Annotated in this window: 18 protein-coding genes, 1 tRNA gene and 3 rRNA genes; 6 read left to right on the forward strand and 16 right to left on the reverse strand. The window is 39.3% G+C overall.

Translation table 11 applies throughout. From position 1 onward, the window contains the following. Positions 1 to 62: 62 nt before the first annotated feature. The 5 genes from ACR30L_RS17815 to ftsY all read right to left on the reverse strand — a co-directional run bounded on the left by ACR30L_RS17815 (position 63) and on the right by ftsY (position 4,884). A complete protein-coding gene (locus ACR30L_RS17815) occupies positions 63 to 893 on the reverse strand; it encodes a prephenate dehydratase (RefSeq protein ID WP_435235578.1) in 831 nt (276 codons plus the stop codon). Positions 894 to 967: 74 nt separating this feature from the next. Continuing rightward, on the reverse strand, positions 968 to 1,819 hold the full coding sequence (gene rpoH / locus ACR30L_RS17820) for an RNA polymerase sigma factor RpoH (RefSeq protein ID WP_435235579.1): 852 nt from the start codon (positions 1,817 to 1,819) through the stop codon (positions 968 to 970). Positions 1,820 to 2,025: 206 nt separating this feature from the next. Then, positions 2,026 to 3,015: a permease-like cell division protein FtsX gene (ftsX, locus tag ACR30L_RS17825; RefSeq protein ID WP_435235580.1), complete on the reverse strand. Its 990-nt coding sequence runs from the start codon at positions 3,013 to 3,015 to the stop codon at positions 2,026 to 2,028. Next, positions 3,008 to 3,688 (reverse strand): cell division ATP-binding protein FtsE, encoded by a 681-nt coding sequence (ftsE, locus tag ACR30L_RS17830; protein ID WP_435235581.1) that lies wholly within the window; start codon positions 3,686 to 3,688, stop codon positions 3,008 to 3,010. Before ftsE ends, ftsX begins: the two co-directional genes overlap by 8 nt. Before the next feature lie 14 nt (positions 3,689 to 3,702). Next, positions 3,703 to 4,884, reverse strand: coding sequence for a signal recognition particle-docking protein FtsY (ftsY, locus tag ACR30L_RS17835; RefSeq protein WP_435235582.1), 1,182 nt, complete (start codon positions 4,882 to 4,884; stop codon positions 3,703 to 3,705). Positions 4,885 to 4,979: 95 nt separating this feature from the next. Between ftsY and rsmD the strand changes: the two genes are divergently transcribed. Continuing rightward, positions 4,980 to 5,588 carry a 16S rRNA (guanine(966)-N(2))-methyltransferase RsmD gene (gene rsmD, locus ACR30L_RS17840; RefSeq protein WP_435235583.1) on the forward strand — a complete coding sequence of 203 codons (609 nt, stop codon included), beginning with the start codon at positions 4,980 to 4,982 and terminating at the stop codon, positions 5,586 to 5,588. A gap of 65 nt (positions 5,589 to 5,653) precedes the next feature. Here the strand turns inward: rsmD and ACR30L_RS17845 are convergent, their stop codons facing one another. Beyond that, positions 5,654 to 6,268: a YccT family protein gene (locus tag ACR30L_RS17845; RefSeq protein WP_435235584.1), complete on the reverse strand. Its 615-nt coding sequence runs from the start codon at positions 6,266 to 6,268 to the stop codon at positions 5,654 to 5,656. Between the two features lie 184 nt (positions 6,269 to 6,452). On the opposite strand from ACR30L_RS17845, the gene ACR30L_RS17850 reads away from it, so the two are divergent. Next, positions 6,453 to 7,482 (forward strand): IS630 family transposase gene (locus ACR30L_RS17850; RefSeq protein ID WP_435235585.1). Its coding sequence is split into 2 segments (ribosomal slippage): positions 6,453 to 6,907 and positions 6,906 to 7,482, totalling 1,032 coding nucleotides; the frame shifts between segments, so codons are not numbered across the junction. Here the strand turns inward: ACR30L_RS17850 and ACR30L_RS17855 are convergent. The 5 genes from ACR30L_RS17855 to ACR30L_RS17875 all read right to left on the reverse strand — a co-directional run bounded on the left by ACR30L_RS17855 (position 7,479) and on the right by ACR30L_RS17875 (position 13,925). Then, positions 7,479 to 8,502 (reverse strand): IS630 family transposase gene (locus tag ACR30L_RS17855; protein WP_435235586.1). Its coding sequence is split into 2 segments (ribosomal slippage): positions 7,479 to 8,049 and positions 8,048 to 8,502, totalling 1,026 coding nucleotides; the frame shifts between segments, so codons are not numbered across the junction. The two genes, ACR30L_RS17850 and ACR30L_RS17855, sit on opposite strands and share 4 nt — an antisense overlap. A 167-nt stretch (positions 8,503 to 8,669) precedes the next feature. After that, positions 8,670 to 8,785, reverse strand: a 5S ribosomal RNA gene (gene rrf, locus ACR30L_RS17860). A gap of 128 nt (positions 8,786 to 8,913) precedes the next feature. Then, a 23S ribosomal RNA gene (locus tag ACR30L_RS17865) occupies positions 8,914 to 11,801 on the reverse strand. A 437-nt stretch (positions 11,802 to 12,238) separates the two neighbouring features. Beyond that, positions 12,239 to 12,314, reverse strand: a tRNA-Glu gene (locus ACR30L_RS17870). Between the two features lie 68 nt (positions 12,315 to 12,382). Then, positions 12,383 to 13,925: ribosomal RNA gene (locus tag ACR30L_RS17875) — 16S ribosomal RNA — on the reverse strand. Together the 16S, 23S and 5S rRNA genes with 1 tRNA gene alongside form the textbook arrangement of a ribosomal RNA operon. A 402-nt stretch (positions 13,926 to 14,327) precedes the next feature. Between ACR30L_RS17875 and ACR30L_RS17880 the strand changes: the two genes are divergently transcribed. Beyond that, positions 14,328 to 14,873, forward strand: coding sequence for a gamma carbonic anhydrase family protein (locus ACR30L_RS17880; protein WP_435235587.1), 546 nt, complete (start codon positions 14,328 to 14,330; stop codon positions 14,871 to 14,873). A gap of 222 nt (positions 14,874 to 15,095) precedes the next feature. Next, on the forward strand, positions 15,096 to 15,887 hold the full coding sequence (locus ACR30L_RS17885; RefSeq protein ID WP_435235588.1) for a 2OG-Fe dioxygenase family protein: 792 nt from the start codon (positions 15,096 to 15,098) through the stop codon (positions 15,885 to 15,887). Between the two features lie 145 nt (positions 15,888 to 16,032). Here the strand turns inward: ACR30L_RS17885 and argH are convergent, their stop codons facing one another. The 5 genes from argH to argC form a co-directional block, all read right to left on the reverse strand. Then, on the reverse strand, positions 16,033 to 17,913 hold the full coding sequence (argH, locus tag ACR30L_RS17890; protein WP_435235589.1) for an argininosuccinate lyase: 1,881 nt from the start codon (positions 17,911 to 17,913) through the stop codon (positions 16,033 to 16,035). Between the two features lie 315 nt (positions 17,914 to 18,228). Next, positions 18,229 to 19,434: an argininosuccinate synthase gene (locus ACR30L_RS17895; protein ID WP_435235590.1), complete on the reverse strand. Its 1,206-nt coding sequence runs from the start codon at positions 19,432 to 19,434 to the stop codon at positions 18,229 to 18,231. Positions 19,435 to 19,438: 4 nt separating this feature from the next. Then, a complete protein-coding gene (locus ACR30L_RS17900; RefSeq protein WP_435235591.1) occupies positions 19,439 to 20,350 on the reverse strand; it encodes an ornithine carbamoyltransferase in 912 nt (303 codons plus the stop codon). Between the two features lie 10 nt (positions 20,351 to 20,360). Then, complete coding sequence (gene argB / locus ACR30L_RS17905; protein ID WP_435235592.1) at positions 20,361 to 21,143, reverse strand: acetylglutamate kinase; 783 nt, start codon at positions 21,141 to 21,143, stop codon at positions 20,361 to 20,363. A 13-nt stretch (positions 21,144 to 21,156) separates the two neighbouring features. Continuing rightward, positions 21,157 to 22,167 carry an N-acetyl-gamma-glutamyl-phosphate reductase gene (gene argC / locus ACR30L_RS17910; protein ID WP_435235593.1) on the reverse strand — a complete coding sequence of 337 codons (1,011 nt, stop codon included), beginning with the start codon at positions 22,165 to 22,167 and terminating at the stop codon, positions 21,157 to 21,159. Positions 22,168 to 22,420: 253 nt separating this feature from the next. On the opposite strand from argC, the gene argE reads away from it, so the two are divergent. Next, positions 22,421 to 23,566, forward strand: a complete 1,146-nt coding sequence (argE, locus tag ACR30L_RS17915; protein WP_435235594.1) for an acetylornithine deacetylase — start codon at positions 22,421 to 22,423, stop codon at positions 23,564 to 23,566. A 181-nt stretch (positions 23,567 to 23,747) separates the two neighbouring features. Beyond that, on the forward strand, positions 23,748 to 26,384 hold the full coding sequence (ppc, locus tag ACR30L_RS17920; protein ID WP_435235595.1) for a phosphoenolpyruvate carboxylase: 2,637 nt from the start codon (positions 23,748 to 23,750) through the stop codon (positions 26,382 to 26,384). The last annotated feature ends 275 nt before the right edge of the window (positions 26,385 to 26,659 follow it).

The raw sequence follows: 26,659 nt of genomic DNA on the forward strand, positions 1-26,659 counted from the left end.
GAAGCTTGGAAACGAGGATAAGGAGTTACTGACAGCTGACAGCTAACGACTGAAAGCTTGTTTTATCCCTCAGCTTTTATATATGAACCAATAATAGTCAATGGATACTCATTTCTAATTAATTCAAAGGCGCGTTTTATATTTTCATCTTCCTGATGACCATCAATATCGATAAAGAAATGATATTTGCCAAATTGTGATTTAGTTGGTCGAGACATAATAGACGTCAAGTTAACTTTCTGTTTGGCAAAAGCATTAACGATATTACCTAACACCCCAGGGCAATCTTTATCATTACGGACCACAAGCGTTGTCTTATAATTTTTATCCTTAAGCCTTGGCTGTTCTTTTCCACTCAATACTAAAAAACGTGTTTGATTATTCTCATAATTAGTGACATTTTCTTGCACCAAAATATTTTTTTCAACCATATCAAGTACATGATGAGGAATAATGGCTCCAGCTCCTTGCCCTGCTTGTTGAGCAAGTAAAAAAGATTCCATATTGCTCTGCGTTGTATGCAATTTAACCTTATCTAAGCTGTGAATAAACTCTGAACACTGCCCCTGGGCAACAAACTGGACATATAAATCAGTTAATTCAGAGATATCTTGGCACTTTGCTACAAACGAAAACTTAATCGGTAATAACAACTCTGCAATCACGACAAGATTAGTATCAATAAGGTGGTCTAATACAACTTGAACATACCCTTCGGAGAGATTTTCAATCGGCAGCACACCGACATCACAATCTTTCCCAATGGCATTAAAGGTTTCGCTTAAGGAAGGGAAATAGCTAACTTCACAGGGGATACTTTCAGTTTTAATATATAACTGAGTTGCCATATCTGAAAATGTTTCTTTCGGTCCAAGAGTTGCGATTCGATGCATGAGAGGTAACACTATAAAAGAAAGTAAAAAAGGACGATAAAAAAAGGTGAACAATTTGTTCACCTTTAATATTTTTATTCGAAATTAATATTTGTTTTTAATTTACCAATAGCATTAGCTTCGAGCTGACGAACACGTTCAGCTGACACGTTATATCGAGAAGCTAACTCTTGTAAGGTTGCTTTCGGTTCACTCAACCAACGAGAGCTAATTATATCTTGGCTTCGCTCATCAAGCTGAGATAAAGATGCATATAATTTACTTTTTAGATTCGATTCAGCATTTTCATTTTCAACTGCAACGGCAACGTCTGCGCTTTTATCTTCTAGATATTGTACAGGCGCATAGCTCGAATCTTCATCATCACTATCACTTAAATCGAAAGATTGGTCTTGCCCATTTAAACGAGACTCCATTTCCAATACATCTTTCGTACTAACGTTAAGGTGTTCAGCAACGGTTTCAACTTCCTCTTGACTAAACCAACCTAAACGTTTTTTTGCTTTGCGAAGGTTAAAGAATAATTTACGTTGGGCTTTAGTCGTTGCGACTTTAACAACACGCCAATTACGAATAACATATTCATGAATTTCAGCTTTAATCCAATGAACCGCAAAAGAGGCTAAACGAACACCAACAGAAGGATCAAAACGTTTAACAGCCTTCATTAAGCCGATATTACCTTCTTGAATTAAATCTGCTTGTGGCAAGCCGTAACCTGCATAGGTTTTGGCAATATATGCAACGAAGCGTAAATGTGACATTACTAGTTTTTTTGCGGCGTCTAAATCACCGTCATTAAATAAGCGTTCTGCAAGTTCCTTCTCTTCTTCTGCTGTAAGCATCGAGAATTGATTCACAGATTGAACATAGGCTCCAATGCTTCCTTGAGGAACTAAACTCATTGAATCTATTGTTTTAGTCATGGTTCACCTTATTTATTTGTAATAAAAATATTAAACTATATATCTTATTTTAGCATTTTTATAATAAATGCGTAGCGTCTTTTTATAACACGTCGTATTAAAATTCACAATATTAAAAGTATATAGGAATACCTAATATTGAAAAATAAAAGACTAAAAACAAAAAAAGAGATCTAAAGATCTCTTTTTTATACAAGGATTAGTGATTATTTGGGCTCAATTTTCACCAAGTAACGTTTAACAGATATATAGGAAGCAATAAACCCAAGGAAGCTTGATAAGCCAACGAGAATAGCCACTTCTCTAATATTCAAAATTGATATTTCGAAATCAATTCGATATAAGTCCATTAAACTCGCAACACCGGAATGAATCCATTGCACTAATAACAAAGTCAAAACCCAAGCAATTAGCCCCCCCAATAAACCATACCAAATCCCCACATAAACAAAAGGTCGTTGGATGAAGCTATTAGTTGCACCAACCAGTTTCATTACTTCTATTTCTGCACGTTGATTTAATATATTCAAGCGGATAGTGTTACTCACCACAAGGAAGACAGACAGTAATAACAACAATGCAATTGCCATCATTACATCGACAACCAAACCAATTATTGATTGCAATTTTTCAATCCAATCAATATCAACTTGAACCAAATCAACATCGGGTTCTCGTTTAAGCTTAGCGACTAACAATTTACTTGCTGCAATCGTCATCGCTTGTTTTGCAGGAACAACAACCAATACATCCGGAAGTGGATTTTCATCGAGATAATTTAATGCCTTAGAAAAACCAGACATTTCTTTAAACTCTTCGAGCGCTTGATGATTAGTAATATGGGTAACCGTTTCAATTTCACCGTATAAACCCAGCTTATTAATTAAAACTTGAACACGTTGTTCTGAAATATCTTTTTTCAAAAACAAACTAATTTCAGAGGCTTTATTCCATTGCCCACTTGCACGTTCAACATTCTTTTGTAAAACATGAAAAACAGAAGGCAATGATAAGGCAACCCCTAGCACTAAAATAGTCATCATTGTCGAAAAAGGTGTATTCCACAGTTCTCTAAAACTAATAAAAATCTGTTGAAAATGCTGATAAAAAAATGCTGAAAGGCGTCTTCCCAATGATACTTTAGTTATCCGAGGTGATCCTGATAGTATATTTTTTTCTAATTTTTGCTTAGCCATTGCGTTCTCTCATCAATCCGTCGTTAATCATTTCACCCTCTTTTAGGGTCAATGTGCGATAACGCATTTTTGCAATCAAGCCTAAATCATGGGTTGCAATTAACACTGACATACCTAATTCATTAAGAGATTCAAATAGACTCAAAATCTCTAATGATAATTTAGGATCGAGGTTACCAGTTGGTTCATCGGCAAGTAACAATGGGGGTTGGTTAATAATTGCACGTGCAATCCCTACCCGTTGTTGCTCACCACCAGAAAGCTGCATAGGCTCATAATCAGCTTTATCAGACAAGCCAACTTTATCGAGCGCGACAAGACTACGACGTTTGATTTCATAAGGACTGTATCCTTCAATCAAAAGTGGTAATCCAACATTTTCTAACACAGTTCGGTTCATTAATAAGCGATGGTCTTGAAAGATCATTCCGATATGACGGCGCATATAAGGAATATCATTCCCCTTTATGCCGCTAATATCATTACCGTTAAGAATTATCCGTCCGGTGCTCGGTCTTTCCATCAAGCTGATTAATTTTAATAGCGTACTTTTCCCTGAGCCAGAATGGCCGGTTAAGAACGCCATTTCGCCCTGCTTCAAATGAAAGTCAACATCCTTTAATGCACAAAAATCACCTGCATAAATTTTGCTGACTTCTTCAAATAAAATCATAGTTTATTATTACCTTATTCTGAATCTTCTTCTTTCGAAAAAAGTGCATCAGTAAACTCCTTGGCATTAAATTCTCGTAAGTCATCAATACCTTCCCCTGTACCAATATAACGAATTGGCAATTTAAACCTATCTGCAATTGAAAAGATGATACCACCTTTTGCAGTTCCATCTAGTTTTGTTAACGTTATTCCAGTCAAACCAACAGCTTGGTCGAACAATTGTACCTGACTAATTGCATTTTGACCGGTTCCTGCATCAATAGTCAACATTATTTCGTGCGGTGCGGTTTCATCCTTTTTACGCATAATGCGTACGACCTTACTTAGCTCGTTCATTAAGTGGTCTTTATTTTGTAAACGCCCGGCAGTATCTGCAATTAAAATATCCGCACCTCGCGCTTTTGCAGCATCCATTGCATCAAACAAAACCGAAGCACTATCAGCACCAGTTGATTGCGCAATAACAGGGATATCGTTTCGTTCCCCCCAAACCTGAAGTTGCTCGACAGCAGCTGCCCGAAAAGTATCACCTGCAGCTAACATGACAGATTTACCCTGTTGCTGATATTTTTTAGCCAGTTTACCAATAGTCGTTGTTTTACCAACACCATTAACACCGACCATCAAAATAACATAAGGAGATTTTCCTTCATCAATTCTCAGAGGTTGTTCTACTTTTTTCAAAATATTTGCTAAATCGACTTTTAGTAAATCGTATAAAGCACCGGCATCTTTTAATTGTTTACGGTTTGCATGCTCAGTTAAATTATCGATAATCTTTAATGTTGTCTCAACTCCAATATCAGCAACAATTAATTGTTCTTCTAATTCTTCAAACAATTCATCATCAATCTGCTTCCCTTTCAAAAAAGAAAATAAACCACTACCAAGACTCAGGCGTGTTTTTCTTAGGCTTCGTTTAAAGCGAGCAAAAAAACCTAATTTGCTTTGTTCTTCAGTGATTTCTGATTTAACAATTTCTTTTTTCTTATCGTCAGCAACCCTAGACTCAGTTGGTGTTTCGATAAGCGGCTGAACGATAGCGTTTTCCACTTCAATTTTTTGTGCTTCTAATCTTTCAGCTTCTAATTTTTTAGCAAGTGCGACTTCAAGTAATGAAGGTTTTTTATTCTTATTATTTTTCTGCTCTGTATCCATTCCAGATTCAGAAACTGTCTCATTATTTTTTGCCATTAATTAAAAACCTTACTTACAATCAATTGGAACTGTTAATATAACAAACTCTTAATACCGTTATATTACCATCTTATTCTCGGACTAAAAATTATATGGGCAGAAATCAACAAGCTAAATATCACGAAAGAAACAAAAAAACGGAAAAAACCGGTTTTATCCGTTTAATATCAGGTAAATGGCGAGGAAAAAAACTTCCTGTTAAAAACAAAGAAGGTTTACGACCTACAACCGATCGTACCAAAGAAACACTATTTAACTGGTTAATGCATGATATCCGCGATTCAAACTGCCTAGATTGTTTTAGTGGGAGCGGTAGTTTAGCATTTGAAGCCCTATCACGCTTCGCTAATAAAGCATTATTGTTAGAACGTGATAAACAAGTCGCCACTCAATTAAAAGAAAATTTAACAATATTGAAAGCTGATAATGGTATTATACTTGAGACAGACTCCATCGATTATTTACAAAAAAAAGCAAATCAACAATTTGATATTGTTTTTGTTGATCCACCTTTTAACAAAGGATTAATAACTCCTTGCTGCCAGGCCCTAGAACAAAATAATTATTTAATGCCGCAAGCTATAATCTACATTGAAATGGAAATACAATTAACCGATATTGATTTACCGACTAACTGGCAATTATTAAAAGAGAAAAAAACCGGTCAAGTGAGCTATCAACTTTACCAACGAAAAATTTAATATTGTCCTTCTGATAATGAACAATTGAGTTGCCCTTAATAATAAGCAACTCAATTAAGTAAAATCTACTTTATATCTTGTTCTAAGAGCCACATTCTAAATGCTTTTTTCTCTTCTAATGAAGACTTTTGATAAATAGTAATAAGCTGCTGGGTTTTATTGTGCATATTTTCACCTTTAAAGGTATTTTCTTCAATTTGCACTTTATTGCTATCGACTAAAGCAGGCGCCATAATTCCATTAGTTTGATTATATTTAGCAATAAGTTTCTCAATATCAGGTTTAATTTGAAAACCTTCTTCGAAAAGTTCTTCACCATCAGTTACTTTAATTGTTTCTTTATCATTATTAACTAGCCAAACAAGCCCTTTCCGAACAGCAGATTCAGCTTGATTTACATCTCTGAAATTACGTACTTTGATTTCAGTGTCACCAGCAACATCAATCGAAAAAATAGTTGGACGGCTATAAACCATATTTTGTTGGTTAATACGTTTGGCAAATTGAACAACAACCTGATGTTCTCCATTCGTCACATTAAGATCTTTACTTTTAAGCATACCCGAACTAATTTTTTGCCCATCAATAGCTAATAATTCAACACCATTTACCCCCTTTAACGTCGCAGCATGACTAATTGGTATTAACACTAAAGATAAGAACAAAACTAAGAATCTCATTTATATTTCCTTAAAACAGTAAAACGAATAATAAAAACAATCATATACCTTATTCTATCAAGTTAAATTAAAGACGCATTAGCTAATCTAATGAAACAGTGATGAAGTTATAATTAATGAATAAAATTTATACCAATTCCATTAATTTTATGATCTAATAAAGCACTCATTAAAGGTGCTGAATATGACTCAAGAATTATCGAAAATGATTAGCTCAACCTCAGATGCGAGATTAAAACTTCGTTTATTAGCGGTATCTCACTTTCTTGATGGTAAAAATAGAACTCAAATATCTGAATACTTAAAAGTAAGTCGAACGAGTGCAAATAGTTGGATACAAACCTATTTAACACAGGGAATTTCAGGGTTAAAAGAGAAAAAACATACGGGGCGCCCAAAAGGCCTAAGCGAAAAGCAACTGTCTCAACTGAAAGAGTTTGTTGTTTCTTCGGCTGTAAAGGCAGATGGTGGCAGACTCCAAGGAAAAGATGTCCAGCAGTATATTTTAGTTGAGTTTGGTATTGAGTATAAAAAGTCCAATATTTACAACCTATTACACGAATTAAATCTAAGCTGGATAACTACACGTTCAAAGCATCCCAAGCAGTCAATTGAACGTCAGGAAGATTTTAAAAAAATTCAAAATAAAAACGATCCTTAAGATCCCAGGTCATGTTGCGTTAGAGCGGGTTGATATCTGGTTTCAAGATGAGGCGCGTTTTGGACAACAAAATACGACCACTAGAATATGGGCTGAAAAAGGAACGAGACCACGCGTAGTACAGCAACAACAATACACTTACGCTTATCTATTTGGTGCTGTTTGCCCAGCAAATGGTAAAACAGAAGCTATCATTGCTCCTTTTAGTAATATGGAAATCATGAAAGAACATCTAGCGCTTATTTCCAAAGCAACGGAAGCGGGTCGCCATGCTGTAGTGATAATGGATGGTGCCAGCTGGCATCAGGAATACTTAGATCAAGCATTTGCTAATCTAAGCATTATTCACATCCCACCTTATTCTCCTGAATTAAATCCAATCGAGCAAGTATGGTCATGGATGAGACAAAATGAAATTGCCAATCGTGTTTTTAGTGATTATGAAGATATTGAAGGGAAGTGCACTATTGCTTGGAATAACTTTAGAAGTGATATTAATAGAGTCATGTCACTATGCTTAAGATCGTGGATTAATACCAATTCCGTTAATTAAGTTCCCAAATTAATCCAGTCTCTATAACATAATGATTTAACCGCTTCTGTATCTTCGCAGAAGCAATTCCAAGCCCTACAACACTGATCAACAATGTCGTTATAGTTATCAAAACACCTATTAGCTAACTTATTCTGTCGTAGCCAACGCCATACCTGTTCTATTGGGTTTAATTCTGGTGAATAAGGCGGAATATGTATGATTGTTAGATTATCAAACTCATCAGCTAAATAGGCTTGATGCCAACTTGCTTGATCCATAATGACTACCGAATGCTTACCTTTAGGTGTTGCTTTGGATATGAGAGCTAAATGCTCTCTCATTCCCTCACTATTACTGTTAGGCAATACAAGTGCCTCAGTTTGCCCAGTGTTAACGCATACTGCGCCAAATAGATAAGCATATTCAAATTGTTGCTGCTGAACGGCTCTTGGTCTTGTTCCTTTTTCAGCCCAAATTTTAGTGGTGGTATTACGCTGACCAAATCTTGCTTCATCTTGAAACCAAATAAAGACATTAGATAAGTGGATATGGCCTGGGATCTTAAGGATCGTTTCTATTTTGAATTTTTTTAAAAGATTTTTGGGCTTCAATTGATTGTTTGGGGTGCTTTGAACGTGTGGTTATCCAGCTAAGTTTTAGCTTATGTAGGATCTGGTAAACATTCGTTTTTTGATAGCTAATACCAAAGGAGGTTTTTATATATTTCTGTACGTCTTTACCTTGCAGGCGGCCGCCTTCAGGCTTGATGGCATTATCTACAACATATGCTTTTATTTGTGCTAATTGCTCAGGTGTTAATTTTGAAGGCCTGCCACTGCGGGACTTTACTTTTAATCCATCCAATCCCAAATCAAGATAAGATTTTATCCAAATATTGACACTTCTCCGACTAACTTTCAAAAAAGATGCAATTTCGGTTCGGCTTTTACCGTCAATAAAGTGAGAAACAGCAAGTAGTTTTAATCGCTGCCTAGCGTTAGATGTAGCATTAATTAGCCCAGAAAAATCGTGATCCATATAAACTCCTTTGATAGTGCTGTAATTAGATCACATATTTAACGGAATTGGTATAATTTGACCAGTTAATTAATGGAATTGGTATTACCTTCCACTATGAAATATCACAAACAGCAGACATAAAAAAACCCTGTCGACGTTAGTCAACAGGGTTCGTTTAATTAGGCGCTTGGCGATGCCCTACTCTCACATGGGGAAACCCCACACTACCATCGGCGCAACTGCGTTTCACTTCTGAGTTCGGCATGGAGTCAGGTGGGACCACAGCGCTAGTGTCGCCAAGCATAAAAAGTAATTAGAAAAGCTGTTTGATTCTTGTTCTTTATTTATCTAATCTTTGCATTCGTAAAATACGCTTCGCAAGCTTATTTCTTAAGTTGACTTGGTCCAACCAATGTACTTAGACATTGTATGGTTAAGCCTCACGGGTAATTAGTACAAGTTAGCTCAATACGTTACCGTACTTACACACCTTGCCTATCAACGTTGTAGTCTTCAACGGCCCTTTAGGGAGATTAAATCTCCAGTGAGAACTCATCTTGAGGCTCGCTTCCCGCTTAGATGCTTTCAGCGGTTATCGATTCCGAACGTAGCTACTGGGCAATGCCATTGGCATGACAACCCAAACACCAGCGGTTCGTCCACTCCGGTCCTCTCGTACTAGGAGCAGCTCCTCTCAATTCTCAAACGCCCACGGCAGATAGGGACCGAACTGTCTCACGACGTTCTAAACCCAGCTCGCGTACCACTTTAAATGGCGAACAGCCATACCCTTGGGACCGACTTCAGCCCCAGGATGTGATGAGCCGACATCGAGGTGCCAAACACCGCCGTCGATATGAACTCTTGGGCGGTATCAGCCTGTTATCCCCGGAGTACCTTTTATCCGTTGAGCGATGGCCCTTCCATTCAGAACCACCGGATCACTATGACCTACTTTCGTACCTGCTCGACGTGTCTGTCTCGCAGTTAAGCTGGCTTATACCATTGTACTAACCTCACGATGTCCGACCGTGATTAGCCAACCTTCGTACTCCTCCGTTACTCTTTGGGAGGAGACCGCCCCAGTCAAACTACCCACCAAACAGTGTCCCAAACCCCGATTCAGGGGCCATGGTTAGAACTCAAAACATACAAGGGTGGTATTTCAAGGTTGGCTCCACGTCATCTGGCGACAACGTTTCAAAGCCTCCCACCTATCCTACACATGTAGGCTCTAAGTTCACTGCTAAGCTGTAGTAAAGGTTCACGGGGTCTTTCCGTCTAGCCGCGGGTACACTGCATCTTCACAGCGATTTCAACTTCACTGAGTCTCGGGTGGAGACAGCATGGCCATCATTACGCCATTCGTGCAGGTCGGAACTTACCCGACAAGGAATTTCGCTACCTTAGGACCGTTATAGTTACGGCCGCCGTTTACCGGGGCTTCGATCAAGAGCTTCGACCTAAGTCTAACCCCATCAATTAACCTTCCGGCACCGGGCAGGCGTCACACCGTATACGTCATCTTGCGATTTTGCACAGTGCTGTGTTTTTAATAAACAGTTGCAGCCATCTGGTATCTTCGGCCGACAGGGGCTTAGAGAGTAAATCTCATCACCTCCATCGGCGTACCTTCTCCCGAAGTTACGGTACCATTTTGCCTAGTTCCTTCACCCGAGTTCTCTCAAGCGCCTTGGTATTCTCTACCTGACCACCTGTGTCGGTTTGGGGTACGATCCTTATATTTCTGAAGCTTAGAGACTTTTCCTGGAAGTATGGCATCAATGACTTCATCACCGTAGTGACTCGACATCGTGTCTCAGCATATAGTGTTCCGGATTTACCTAAAACACCTGCCTACGCACTTGAACCTGGACAACCATCGCCAGGCCCACCTAGCCTTCTCCGTCCTCCCATCGCAAAATATAAGGGTACGGGAATATTAACCCGTTTCCCATCGACTACGCCTTTCGGCCTCGCCTTAGGGGTCGACTCACCCTGCCCCGATTAACGTTGGACAGGAACCCTTGGTCTTCCGGCGGGGAGGTTTTTCACCCCCCTTATCGTTACTCATGTCAACATTCGCACTTCTGATACCTCCAGGATGGTTTACACCTTTCCCTTCGACGGCTTACAGAACGCTCCTCTACCACGCATATAAATATGCGTCCGCAGCTTCGGTGATATGTTTAGCCCCGTTAAATCTTCCGCGCAGACCGACTCGACCAGTGAGCTATTACGCTTTCTTTAAAGGATGGCTGCTTCTAAGCCAACCTCCTGGCTGTCTGAGCCTTTCCACATCGTTTCCCACTTAACATATACTTTGGGACCTTAGCTGGCGGTCTGGGTTGTTTCCCTTTCCACGACGGACGTTAGCACCCGCCGTGTGTCTCCCGTGATTGCACTTGTTGGTATTCGGAGTTTGCATGGGGTTGGTAAGTCGGGATGACCCCCTAGCCCAAACAGTGCTCTACCCCCAACAGTGATACACGAGGCGCTACCTAAATAGCTTTCGAGGAGAACCAGCTATCTCTTGGTTTGATTGGCCTTTCACCCCCAGCCACAAGTCATCCCCTAATTTTTCAACATTAGTGGGTTCGGTCCTCCAGTTGATGTTACTCAACCTTCAACCTGCTCATGGCTAGATCACCAAGTTTCGGGTCTAATCCCAGCAACTAATCGCCCAGTTAAGACTCGGTTTCCCTACGGCTACCCTAGATGGTTAACCTTGCTACTGAAATTAAGTCGTTGACCCATTATACAAAAGGTACGCAGTCACGGAATAAATCCGCTCCTACTGCTTGTACGTACACGGTTTCAGGTTCTATTTCACTCCCCTCACAGGGGTTCTTTTCGCCTTTCCCTCACGGTACTGGTTCACTATCGGTCAATTAGGAGTATTTAGCCTTGGAGGATGGTCCCCCCATATTCAGTCAGAATTTCTCGTGCTCCGACCTACTCGATTTCACTTAGAAGAAGTTTTGGTGTACAGGACTATCACCTTGTACCGTTGCACTTTCCAGAGCATTCCACTAACTTTTACTAAGCTTAAGGGCTGACCCAATTTCGCTCGCCGCTACTTTCGGGATCTCGGTTGATTTCTTTTCCTAAGGGTACTTAGATGTTTCAGTTCCCCTCGTTCGCTTCGCTTAGCTATGTATTCACTAAGCGATGACACCGAAGTGCCGGGTTGCCCCATTCGGAGATTCCAGGATATAACGTTTGTTATCAACTCCCCTGGACTTATCGCAGATTACCACGTCCTTCATCGCCTCTAATTGCCTAGGCATCCACCGTGCACGCTTATTCACTTAACCATACAATATCTAAAGACATTGCATGTTGTTTCCAAGACGCTTGCGATTTCTCATATTTTACATATGAAAAACACATTTGCGTTTTTCGTGCACCTATCAATCATTTACATGATTGAGTAGATACGTACGTTATTCAAAGTATCAATTTGAATAACATTTTATTTTTGCTTGATTACAATTACTAAAACCTTGGTTTTAATAATTGAGAACAATTTCGTTTATATTTATCTATACATCACAATAAATTGTAATGTAGTTGATAAATAAGAACTTTATCAGCTTTCCTAATTGTTAAAGAGCAGTGTTAAAAAACACTTTATAAACATTAATTAACTTAATATTTATAAAGTGCATTTCCGGTGTAACAGTGGTTCCTTTCTTGAATCAAGAAAGAGAATTTGCGGAGCAAATATCTTTTTATTTATTCAAATAAAAAGTGGTATCCCCAAGGGGATTTGAACCCCTGTTACCGCCGTGAAAGGGCGGTGTCCTAGGCCTCTAGACGATGGGGACCCGGAACTTTTGCACTTTATCATTCTAATCAAACAATCTGTGTGAGCACTAATAGTCGTTTCGTTACGTAAGGAGGTGATCCAGCCCCAGGTTCCCCTAGGGCTACCTTGTTACGACTTCACCCCAGTCATGAACCACACCGTGGTCATCGCCATCCCCGAAAGGTTAAGCTAATGACTTCTGGTGCAGCCCACTCCCATGGTGTGACGGGCGGTGTGTACAAGGCCCGGGAACGTATTCACCGTGGCATTCTGATCCACGATTACTAGCGATTCCAACTTCACGGAGTCGAGTTGCAGACTCCGATCCGGACTACGACAAACTTTATGAGATTCGCATACCCTCGCAGGTTAGCAACCCTTTGTATTTGCCATTGTAGCACGTGTGTAGCCCATCCCGTAAGGGCCATGATGACTTGACGTCGTCCCCACCTTCCTCCGGTTTATCACCGGCAGTCTCCCTAGAGTTCCCACCATTACGTGCTGGCAACTAAGGATAAGGGTTGCGCTCGTTGCGGGACTTAACCCAACATTTCACAACACGAGCTGACGACAGCCATGCAGCACCTGTCTCAGAGTTCCCGAAGGCACTCTACTATCTCTAACAGATTCTCTGGATGTCAAGGGATGGTAAGGTTCTTCGCGTTGCATCGAATTAAACCACATGCTCCACCGCTTGTGCGGGCCCCCGTCAATTCATTTGAGTTTTAACCTTGCGGCCGTACTCCCCAGGCGGTCTATTTAATGCGTTAGCTTTGAAACCCACGGCATATAGCCACAAACTTCTAATAGACATCGTTTACTGCGTGGACTACCGGGGTATCTAATCCCGTTTGCTCCCCACGCCTTCGCGTCTCAGTGTCAGTTACTGTCCAGGTGGCCGCCTTCGCCACTGGTATTCCTTCAGATCTCTACGCATTTCACCGCTACACCTGAAATTCTACCACCCTCTACAAAACTCTAGTTAACCAGTTTCAAATGCAGTTCCAGGGTTGAGCCCTGGGCTTTCACATCTGACTTAATTAACCACCTACACGCGCTTTACGCCCAGTAATTCCGATTAACGCTCGCACCCTCCGTATTACCGCGGCTGCTGGCACGGAGTTAGCCGGTGCTTCTTCTGCGAGTAACGTCACAGATAGCAGTTATTAACTACTACCCTTTCCTCCTCGCTGAAAGTGCTTTACAACCCGAAAGCCTTCTTCACACACGCGGCATGGCTGCATCAGGGTTTCCCCCATTGTGCAATATTCCCCACTGCTGCCTCCCGTAGGAGTCTGGACCGTGTCTCAGTTCCAGTGTGGCTGGTCATCCTCTAAGACCAGCTAGGGATCGTCGCCTTGGTAAGCCATTACCTTACCAACTAGCTAATCCCACTTGGGCTAATCAATAGGCGTAAGGCCCGAAGGTCCCCTACTTTGCTCCGAAGAGATTATGCGGTATTAGCAGTCGTTTCCAACTGTTGTCCCCCACCTATTGGCATATACCCAAGCATTACTCACCCGTCCGCCACTCGTCATCAACTAGCAAGCTAGTTATGTTACCGTTCGACTTGCATGTGTTAAGCCTGCCGCCAGCGTTCAATCTGAGCCATGATCAAACTCTTCAATTTAAAGTTTAATTTGCAACCTAAGTTGCGACTCAATATTACTGACTAAAACTAGAAACTTATGTTTCTTATTATTCTGAATTAATGAATTAATTCGTGTGTCACTGATATTGATTTTTGTCCCGAAGGACTATTTTGAAATCGACTATCAATGCGCACACAGATTGTTTGATTAAATTGTTAAAGAGCTTACAAACACTGTGTAACTTGCGTTACGTCCTGTGTCTGTGGATGCGCATTATAGAGATTCGTCGATCATTGGCAAGCCTTTTTTATCGAAAAAAACGTTATTTTTGCAATTAATTTTTATACCTACTTTACAAACAAGTTATCCACAGGTTTATCTTTGTTACACACACCTTATTGTCGTATAGTTAATTTTATTTCCTATTTAATGAGATTTTTATGCTTCCTGTATTACGCCCCTTTAATCAAACTTTTCCGACTATCGGCAAAGATGTTTATATTGATCCCTTTTCATCAATCATTGGCGATGTTGAATTAGCCGATGATGTTAATATTTGGCCCATGTGCGTATTACGTGGCGACGTCAACGCCATTAGAGTTGGTAAACGAACTAATATTCAAGATGGTAGTGTTTTACACGTAGCGCGAAAAGGTGAAGCGAGTCTCGAAGGTTATTCTTTAAATATCGGAGAGGATGTTACCGTCGGACACAAAGCAATGTTGCATGCTTGCCAAATTGGTGATCGTGTTTTAATTGGAATGGGTGCGATTGTTTTAGACAATGCACGCATCGATGATGATGTCATTTTAGGCGCGGGTTCTTTAGTACCTCCCAATAAACATCTTCAATCTGGTTATCTCTATCTTGGCTCTCCAGCTAAAGCTGCGCGACAATTAACAAGTGATGAGCTTGCATTTCTAAAGCGTTCAGCATCACATTACGTCAAACTAAAAAATGAATACCTAAAAGAAAGCGCTAAATAAGCTTTTTTTATACTTACCCCCTAATCAAATCTCAGTTAATGCTTATTAAGTGAGATTTGATTAGGCTCCCTTTAACAACAGTGACTAGGGAGACACCTTTCCATTTCATCGATAAATACATTTTCCTGCTTGAACTAATGTAACAGATTATTATTTTCATTCCTTTTATGCCATAAAAATAGAATAAGCAATGTCGCTTATTACTATGCAGAGGAAAATATAATGTCACATACACAAGTTAACTATCATCCCCCTTATATTGCCCCACCTACATTAACTTCCAAATCCTATTGGAATACACATGTTACCGAAGAACTTTCTGAAGGTTACTGGAGCAAAACAAATATTACATCACATATCAACCTCGCCGAGTGGCAAACCTATTTACAACACTTACCTAAAGATACTTATGTAGATACCCGTTGGAAACGTATGTCGTGGCTTTATATTGATGATTCAGGTGAGATAAATACATTACCTAATTGCCCAATGGCACAAAGTGGAAATTATAATGATGCAAAAACCATGTCAAATAAATTGCGTTACTACCCCGCATTAGAACATTCATTTTTACAACGCGAAGATGTAAAGGCTTTTATAAGAGCATGGGCTGAGCTTTGGGGGATATATCCTGGGGAACCGATTCTTATGCAGATTAATGGTATCAAAGGCGAACAATTGCTAGATCCTTTGCAGGGCCAAGGCACTCATCAAGATGGAAGTCAATTTCTAAGCGTACTGGTGTTAAATAGAAAAAATGTAACGGGAGGAAAAAATACGCTGAGTTTGGATAAACAAGCTAAATATCCAATCACAGAGGCTATCTTAGCGCCAGGCGATATTATACATATCCGAGATAATAAAATTTATCATAATGTATCATCCATTGAACCGCTAAATAAGTCTCTTCCTTTTGAACGATTTATTATCATTATTAATAGTCGTTTTAATGACCCATTTCAAAATAAAGTATTACGTGAACACTTTCCAGATGTAGTACTCAATGAAGGTTAAATAATATGCCAATACTCAATCATAAAAATAGTATTTATTTACCTTAAAACAAGATAGAAAGGTGTTATTCAGATACACCTCGTCTCTATGTTACCAATCAAGGTAATCTTTTATAACTTGATTGGTAACATATATACTGTCTCTATTAATTATTACTCATGTCTTTATGAAGCAGCATACTTGTCTTATAGTTTAACTCTAAAGCCCTTTCATCCGTTGCATGCTGAGTTACAAACATTGCACAGTCTTTTAATACTTTTTCAGGCATTGTTGTTTTACTTGCAGGACTAAAGCCTAATTTCATAAAGAATTCCGGCATACGCGTTAGCACAAACAAACGTTTAATCGTTAATTTCTCAGCCTGCTTTACTAATAACTCTACGAGTACACTACCTTGCCCTCGCCTTTCATAACCAGGCTCAATACCTAATGACCGTATCTCAGCTAATCCAGTGTCATAAATATGTACAGAACCACAACCAGTCACTTTTCCATCTAATTCAGTTACCGTAAATTCAGAAATTGATTGTTCTAAATCCGCTCTATCTCTTGGTAGATTTTCACCATTATCGGCCCAGTAATTCACCATAGACTCGATACGATCAACATCATTCAAATTCGCAGGTCTAATAATGATGCCTGACGTGTTTCGCTCGCTCATTCTGTGTTCCGCTTCGGTAAGCGCGAACTCAACCTGCTTAGGACATACACCACCAAGTGCTTTACGGGCTGCTAATGTTGATTCCAATGTTAATACAGGATAAACATCATCTTCAATAACATCTGAAAACGCTTTAAATTCTGCAACGGTTAATTCTTCAAGCGGTACGCCTTTTTCAATCGCACTAACAACAGCAACACCAACAATATGATGGGCTTCACGGAATGGAATCCCCTTCGCAACAAGATAATCAGCAAGCTCTGTCGCATTTGAATAACCACCTTTAGCAGCTTCTTCGGTGCGTTCTTTATTTACTTTTAGATCTGTCAACGCCATTGCAGCCATTTGCATGCAATCGCCCCAAGTATCTAAAGCATCAAATAAGCCTTCTTTGTCTTCTTGCATATCTTTATTGTATGCTAGTGGTAATGCTTTAAGTGTCATTACCATACCAGCTAATGAACCAAAAACACGTCCTGATTTACCACGAATAAGTTCCATTGCATCGGGGTTTTTCTTTTGTGGCATTAACGAAGAACCAGAGGTCACTAAGTCAGACATTTCAATAAAGGCAGATTCGCCACTATTATAGAAGATAAGATCCTCAGCCATACGTGACAAATGCACCATTGATAATGTTGCACAGCTCATCAATTCAACGACATGATCACGATCAGAAACAGAATCGAGACTATTACGCGTTGCACGTGCAAACCCTAACGAATGAGCCAACGCTGTTCTATCCATAGCATAAGCCGTCCCCGCTAAGGCACCACTACCCAAAGGACACGTGTCTAAACGTTCAAGACAACCAAGTAAACGGCTATGATCACGTTCTAACATTTCAAGGTAAGCTAAACACCAATGAGAAAAAGTAACAGGTTGCGCACGCTGTAAATGCGTATAGCCAGGCAAGACAACACCTTGATGAATACGCGCTAGTTCAATAAACTTTGCTTCGAGTGTCTCTAAATGGGCGATTAATTCGTGTGCTGTTTTTTTACACCAAAGCTTTAAATCTGTTGCGACTTGGTCATTACGGCTACGACCCGTGTGTAACTTTTTACCTAAATCGCCCACACGTTGAATTAATTGCGTTTCAACCCAAGAGTGAATATCTTCTGCATCGGATTGTAATATTTGCTCAGGAGCCGCCTTCACTGAGACTAATAATTCGCTTAATGCCGACTCTACGCTTTGTTGTTCATCAACCGTTAGGACATTCACAGAGACTAATGCTTTTGACCAAGCAATTGAGCCAATAATATCTTGTTCTGCAAGACGGTAATCGAATTTTAATGAGTCATTAAATAGTTTAAATTTTACGTCTGCCGCTTGGCTAAAACGTCCGCCCCATAGTGCCATATATATGCTCCGTCACTTCAATTTATTGAGTTGATTATCTTATTTAGTTTTTGTTAATGCCAATCCACTAGATTGCGAGTTATCAATGAAACCGTTTATATCGAACCAATTTACCACGATTTAAACCATATAAACTCTAACTGTTTGATTAAGCAGAATGTTATAACTTATTACTATTTAAATAAATTCTTTTTCTATAAAAATGTATTTAAATAAAAATTCCTGTTTAGCGATTAAACCAAACAGGAATTCAACAATTATCTTTATTTATAGCCGACCTAAAATAAACAGCTCTGCCATAATAAAATAATATTATTAACCTTTATTCAACTTACGAATGCGGCTCGAAAGTGAATACAAACGGATAAATCCTTCGGCATGCTTTTGATCGTATACATTATCATCGCCAAAGGTTGCAAACTCTTCTGAGTATAAGCTATTTGGTGAGCGTTTTTGAACTGCAGTCACCTGGCCTTTATACATTTTTACGACAACCTCGCCATTCACATCCTTAGCAAGCGCTTCAGAAGCAGCAAGTAACGATCCGCATAATGGTGTAAACCAACGACCGTCATACACTAAATGCGCGAATTCCTGACCAACTTGATCACGCCATTTACGTGCAGGTTTATCATGTACTAGTTCATCAATACCACGAAGTGCAGTCACCATCACTGTACCTCCAGGTGTTTCATAACAGCCTCGAGATTTCATGCCAACGGTACGGTTTTCAGTGATATCAATACGACCAACGCCGTGTGCTGCTGCTTTTTTGTTTAATAACATCAATGCATCATAAGGTGCTAATTCAACACCATCAACAGCAACAACACGTGAGTTTTCAACTTTAATTGTCAAATATTCTGGTTCATTTGGCGCATCTACAGGATCAACTGTTAAAGTCCAAACACCTTTACTAGGCTCATTCCATGGGTCTTCAAGCTCACCACCTTCGTGGGAAATATGCCATGCATTTGCATCGCGACTATAAATTTTAGTCGCACTTGCCGTTGTTTTAATATTACGTTCAGCAAGGTAGTCTAGTAAATCTTCGCGAGATACCATACTCCATTCACGCCAAGGTGCAATAACCGTTAACTCAGGAGCAAGTGCTGCAAAACAACTTTCGAAACGAATTTGGTCGTTACCTTTACCTGTACAACCATGACAAACAGCATCCGCACCAACTTTAAGCGCAACTTCAACTTGTGCTTTTGCAATAATTGGGCGTGCCATTGATGTACCTAATAAGTAAGTACCTTCATACACTGCACCCGTTGCAATCGTTGGATAAATATAATCAGCAACAAACGCTTCTTTTAGATCAACGATATGACATTCTGATGCACCTGAAGCCAATGCTTTTTCTTCTAATCCGATTAACTCTTCAGCGCCTTGACCTACATCGGCACAAAAAGCAACAATCTCACAGTTATCGTAGGTTTCTTTCAGCCATGGAATAATTGCTGACGTATCTAAACCACCAGAATAAGCGAGTACAACTTTTTTTACTTTACTCATTTGATTATTTTCCTTTCATCAATGTAAGCATAATAGCGTTTTGAATATGCATTCTATTTTCTGCTTGATCAAAAATCAATGAAGCAGGGCCATCCATTACATCCGAAGTAATATCTAAACCACGGTGAGCAGGCTGACAATGTAATATATGCTGAATACCCGTTGCATCAAGTAATTCTTGATTGATCTGGTATGGCATGAATTTTTCTTTAATTTGTTCAAGTGGTGTATCGTCACCCATTGATAACCAAGTGTCACCATAAACAACGTCATAACCTTTAATATCTTCAATATTGTTGGTTACTGTAATAGTAGCGCCACTTTTAGCCGCTAATGCTTCCGCTTTTTTTAGAATTTGAGCATCAGGACTATGACCAATAGGACAAACAGCGGTGACAGTAGCGCCTAGAATAGCACCAGCAATAAATAATGAGTGAGTCACATTATTACCATCACCGATATAAGCAAGTTTAACTTGCGATACGTCATCATAATTCTGAGATAACGTCATAAAATCAGCCATCGCTTGGCAAGGGTGGTACAAATCACAAAGTGAATTAATAACTGGCACAGATGAATACTTGTTCATTTCTAATATTGTTTTGTGGTCATAAACACGTGCCACAATACAATCCGCCCAACGAGAAATATTTGCTGCAAAATCTTTCACATCTTCACGTTGCCCCATTTCACCATTCGCTTGGTCTAAATATACAGCATGACCACCCAATTTATGAATGCCAATATCAAACGTTACACGCGTACGTAGCGATTGTTTTTCGAATAACGTAACAACACTTTTTCCCGCTAATGCTTGTGCATATTTAGTCGGGTTTGCTTTTAAATCTTTACCCAGTGCAATAAGATCTAGTGCTTCTTGCTGAGTCATTTCTAAACCGGTTAATAAATTTTCCATATTCAACTCTCTACTTAACTACTTTTGTACCCACTGCTTGTCCGGCAAGCAATGACACTAAATTATCTGGGTTTTTCCAACTTGCCAACATAACATAACCTAATTGTTCTGCGGCTTGCAATGCTGCTTTTACTTTGACAGCCATGCCATCTTGAATCACATTCTCAGCAATGAGTTTATCTGCTAATTGAGTACCTAATTCAGGAATAACCTGTTTTTTATCGTCCCAAACACCATCAACATCGGATAAGAACACAAGCTCTGCATCAATTAACTCACAAATAGCAATCGCAGCTTGGTCTGCATTAACGTTATATAAACGCCCATCATCACCAATGCCAATCGAGGAAATAACAGGTAGATGGCCACCAGCAAGTAATCCATTGATTAATGAAGGATTGTTTGGACTACAAAGACCAACCGCGCCAAGATCTGGATCCATTTGTGTCACTTTACAACTAAAACCATCTGCAAGCGATAAGCCAACGGCAGAAAGACCAGCTTGTAACGCTTTTGCCATCAAAAGTTTATTTGATGTTCCTGCTAGTGCACCTGCAACATAGGGAATTTGTTCAAAAGGCGTAATTCTTAAACCATTTTTCTTCTGACTAACGATGTTCATTTTTTTTAAAACATCTTCAACAATAACACCACCACCATGTACTAATAACAATGGACGTTGTTTATCTTTTAGATATGCAGTTAAAGCCGAAAATAAATTGGTTAATGCCTGCTCATTTTCAAGTACTGCACCGCCGAGCTTAATCAATAAAGGTTTTAATGCGCTTGTCATGATTCTATCCTGTTTATAAAAGTGACGTTGTAATAGCAAAACCAAAACGCAAATTAATGCATTGTATTGCTTGTGATGACGCACCTTTTAATAGGTTATCAATCGCACTAAATGCAACCAAGTCTTCTCCTTCAACAGCCCAACCTAAATCACAGTAAGGTGTCCCTACAACATTTTTAAGTGCAGGGAACGTTCCATCCATCAAACGAACAATAGGTTTATCTGCATAGGCTTCTTGATAAGCTTGATTAACTTGCTCTGCAGTCACGCCAGCTTTTAGTTGCACATTAATACTGGCTAAAATTCCGCGTTTAAAGCTACCTAAATGTGGTGTAAAGACCACCGGCAATCCCAAATGCTGATCAATTTCAGGTTTATGACGATGGGTAAACACACCATAAGGTTGTAAACTAACTTCGCAGAAACTACTCACTACACTTGCTTTTCGTCCCGCGCCACTCACACCACTGGTCGCATTAATTGTCGGTTTAGTTCCCGCTTTGATTAAACCCGCTTCAGCCAAAGGCTTTAGAGCTGTTAATGATGCGGTTGTATAACACCCAGGCACTGCAATAAGATCAGTATTTTTAACCGCTTCAGCATTCCATTCAGCTAAACCATAAACCGCTTTTTCAAGTAATTGTGGATGTTGATGTGTAAAACCATAAAACTTATCATAAAAACCACTTTCATTAACTCGAAATGCACCGGATAAATCAAAAACAACAGTATTTTGCGCTAAAAATAATGGCGCAAGATCGTGGCTAACTTCATGCGCAGTTGCTAAAACAACAATGTCGATACCTTTACAGGCCGCTTCAATGCCACTGTTACCAAGTGGTTGTAATGGCATATCAACTACACCGAGTAAGTTACCATAAAGACTGGATAACTTTTTACCCTTATCTAAGCTACCTTCAGAAACATATAAACCAGCCAATTCGATGTCGGGATGACGGGTTAGAAAATGTGCTAATTCTGCGCCAGTATATCCGCTAGCACCCACAACAATGGCTTTTAACATAAAGAAGTTCCTGTTTTGTTGACTCTAAAAAAACGACAAGAATCGCAAAGAAATGTAGTCTAGATCTTTACTTCACGATCAAAAACACATAGTAACCAGAAGTGACTATTTATTCAATATTAATGAATATTTATTTTAAGGTATTTACTTGATCATTTAATCTGCTATTGTGTTGTGAAAGATAATTGTTATTAACAAACTATTCTTCCTTTATATACAACACAATTTTTCTCGATTTATTTAAAGGTGCACTATGTCATTGCCCCCATTTTTAAACCTATATAAAGATATTATCGCTATCCCATCAATCAGTTCAACCGACTCGTCATGGGATCAAAGTAATTTACAGGTCATTAATCAATTGGCTACGTGGCTTGAGCAACTTGGTTTCAAAAATGAAATCGAAGCAGTAAAAAATGCGCCTGGTAAATATAACTTAATCGCGACCTTAGGTGAAGGTGATGGCGGTTTATTACTTTCAGGACATACCGACACCGTTCCCTATGACGAGAAGCTTTGGACAACAGATCCTTTTACAGTAGTTGAAAAAGACGATCGTTTATATGGTTTAGGCACCATCGATATGAAAGGCTTTTTTGTATTTATTATTGAAGCACTAAAAGAGATCGATTTAACAAAGCTTAAGAAACCCCTACGTATTTTAGCGACTGCCGATGAAGAAACAAGCATGGCTGGCGCGCAACAAATAGGGCAACAAAAAAAGTTTAAACCCGATTATGCCATTATAGGTGAGCCAACTGGATTATCTCCTGTTGTGATGCATAAAGGAAATATGTCTGAAGGTATTCGTATCACAGGGCGAACAGGTCATAGCTCCGATCCTGAAGCAGGCTTAAATGCAATCGAAGTGATGTACCTCGTTATTAATGAATTAAAAAAAGTACAACAAAAACTCAAAGACAACTACTCTAACCCGCATTTTAAAGTTCCTTATCCAACCCTTAATTTTGGTGCGATTCATGGTGGAGATAGCCCTAATAGAATATGTGGTTGCTGTGAATTACACATCGATATGCGCCCCATTCCAGGTCTGACAACAAATGAATTGTTCATGATGATTAAGCAAGCACTATCGGAAATTGAAAAACGTTATCCAAAAAGTGTTGATGTTTACCATTTACATGAGCCAATTCCCTCATACCAATGCCCATTACACTCAGATTTAATTGAAAATGCAGAAATCTATACAGGTAACTCAGCAGAGAGTGCGAACTACTGTACAGAAGCGCCTTTTATTCAACAACTTGGCTGTGATACGATTGTTTTAGGCCCTGGACATATTGCACAGGCGCATCAAGCAGACGAATATCTTGACCTCTCATTCGTCAAGCCAACCAAAAGTGTTATTGAAAAAATGATAAAACACTACTGCAGCTAGCCTACAGAATACACAACACATGAAAGCAATTAACTTATGTAATTAAATTACCAGTTGATATAAAGAAGAATAAATTTGGATAGATTTTATTCACGCTATATTGATTGTTATACCGGTTATGATAAGTTAGTTATTCCTTTTTATTTATAAATGTAATTTTATTACAAGGATTATAGGATATATGACAGAAGAATATGCGAACTTACGCAGCAACGTTGGCTTATTAGGACAACTGCTGGGTAAAAGTATCAGTGAACATTTAGGTGCTGAGTTTCTTGATAAAATAGAAACCATTAGACAACTTTCTAAATCATCTCGCGCAGGTAATGAAAACGATGGTGAAACACTCGTTAACTTACTTAATAATCTATCCGATGATGAACTACTACCAGTTGCACGAGCATTTACTCACTTTTTAAATCTGGCTAATATCGCTGAACAATTTCATGGTATCTCTCGTCATTGCGACCGTAGTGTTTGTTCTCCCGATCCCATATCGCAATTAATCCAACGCTTAAAATCTGAAAACCTCAGTCAAGAAGCAATTCAACATGCAGTCAGTGAACTGCAGATGAACATGGTACTCACAGCACATCCGACAGAAGTGACTCGTCGTACCCTTATTCATAAACATACTGCAATCAATGATTGTTTAACATTACTTGAACTTCACGATATATCCGATAAAGAGCGTGATAAATTACTTGGACGCCTTGAAGAATTAATAACTCAAGCATGGCATACCAATGATATTCGTAAAGTACGCCCAACACCTGTTGATGAAGCAAAAGCTGGCTTTGCATTTATTGAAAATAGCTTATGGGAAGCGGTGCCTGAATATGTTCGTCAACTTGATGAAAGTTTACAAAAAGAGTTAGATATCTCACTACCTATCGATGCATCTCCCATTAAATTTACATCTTGGATGGGGGGCGACAGAGACGGTAATCCATTTGTTACCGCAAAAGTAACTGAAGAAGTGTTACTAACCAGTCGTTGGGTTGCCGTAGATTTATATCTCAATGATATCAAACTACTAACGGAAGAATTATCCATGGATAATTGCTCCGCAGAATTGCAAGCAGCTGTGGGTGAAGGTGTAGATGCACCGTACCGAGTTATTTTACGTCAACTGCGTGAAGAGCTAAAAGAAACGCGAACAGCGCTTAGTGCGACACTACAAGGATTAAGTAGCAGCGCGAAAGATATCGTGACAAGCACAGAGCAATTAAAAACCCCCCTTGAGCTTTGTTACAACTCGTTAATTAAAACAGGCATGCACAGTATTGCAAATGGCTTGATTTTAGATATTTTACGCCGCATCGCTTGTTTTGGTATCAATTTAGTCAAACTCGATATTCGTCAAGACGGTGAGCGTCATGGCGATACCATTGCAGAATTAACACGCTACCTTGGTATCGGCGATTACAATGCGTGGGAAGAAACTGATAAACAAGCATTTTTATTACAAGAATTAAATAGCAAACGCCCACTTATCCCGAATACTTGGAAGCCATCTGCAGAGTCACAAGAAGTAATCGATACTTTCCGTGTTATAGCAAAAACGGATCCAGAAGCGCTCGGCATTTATATTATATCAATGGCCCGTCAAGCTTCAGACGTTTTATCGGTTCAATTATTATTAAAGAAAACAGGCTGCTTTAATCGCATTCCCGTTGCACCATTATTTGAAACACTAGACGACTTAAATAATGCGGCAAAAGTAATGAAACGTTTATTGGCTGTTGATTGGTACCGAGGCTATATCGGTGGCGAACAACATGTGATGATAGGTTATTCTGATTCTGCCAAAGATGCAGGTGTAATGGCAGCTAACTGGGCACAATATACTGCGCAGGAAGCACTGGTTAAAATTTGTGAAGATAACGATATCAAACTTGTTTTATTCCACGGACGTGGTGGCACAATTGGTCGTGGTGGCGCACCGGCACATCAAGCTTTACTATCCCAACCTCCTGGTTCATTAAAAGGTGGTTTGCGTGTTACAGAGCAAGGTGAAATGATTCGCTTTAAGTTTGGTTTGCCTAAGGTGGCCATTCAAAGTTTGAACCTTTACACTGCCGCAGTGCTTGAAGCGAATTTAATACCGCCACCAGCACCAAAACAAGAATGGCGTGATTTGATGGAACGCTTTGCTGAAGAATCTTGTGAAGAGTACCGTCGATTTGTCCGTGAAGAGCCTGAATTTGTTCCTTATTTCAGAAGCGTAACTCCAGAGCTAGAATTAGGCAAATTAGCATTGGGTAGTCGACCATCAAAACGCAAACCTAATGGTGGGATTGAAAGCTTACGTGCCATTCCTTGGATCTTTGCTTGGAGTCAAAACCGACTAATGCTACCTGCATGGTTAGGTGCAGGTACACCACTTAAACAATACCTTGATGAAGGTAAAAAACCGCTTATACGAGAAATGTACCAAAAATGGCCATTCTTCCAAACGCGTCTTGAAATGTTTGAAATGGTCTTTTTGAAAGCCGATGAAGCGTTAACTAAGTTCTATGAAGAGCGCCTCGTTCCTAAAGAATTATGGCCACTAGGACAACGTTTACGTGAGAATCTTGTACTGACTCGTGAAACCGTACTAGAAACAATTCCAGATCATAAATTAATGCAAGAACAACCATGGATAAAAGAGTCAATTGAACTCCGTAACCCTTACGTTGATCCGCTTAATTTACTACAAGCAGAATTACTGAGTCGTTCTCGTAAAAATGGCGATGAAATTTGTCCTGTTATTGATCAATCATTAATGGTTACCATTGCAGGTATTGCAGCAGGTCTTCGTAATACAGGTTAATCTAAACACAATACGCTTTCAGCTATTTGTCATTCTTGCTAAGAAATGTATTGAATTGAAGTCTAATAGTTGAAAGCGAAACATTCATATTTGTTCTGAGATTCCTAACGTTGTTCGGAATCTCAACATCTTCCCTATAAAAAACTCCCATCTAACAAGCTAAACACTAAAATTAGAATGCTATCGGCATTCGACTAGATCATCATCATAAATAGCTTTAGAATAGCTCTAGAATAGCTCTCCGAACTAAAACGATAACAATAGAAGTGATATAG

Origin of the sequence: Psychromonas saccharinae (assembly GCF_051201515.1) — a bacterium.
GTDB lineage: Bacteria > Pseudomonadota > Gammaproteobacteria > Enterobacterales > Psychromonadaceae > Psychromonas.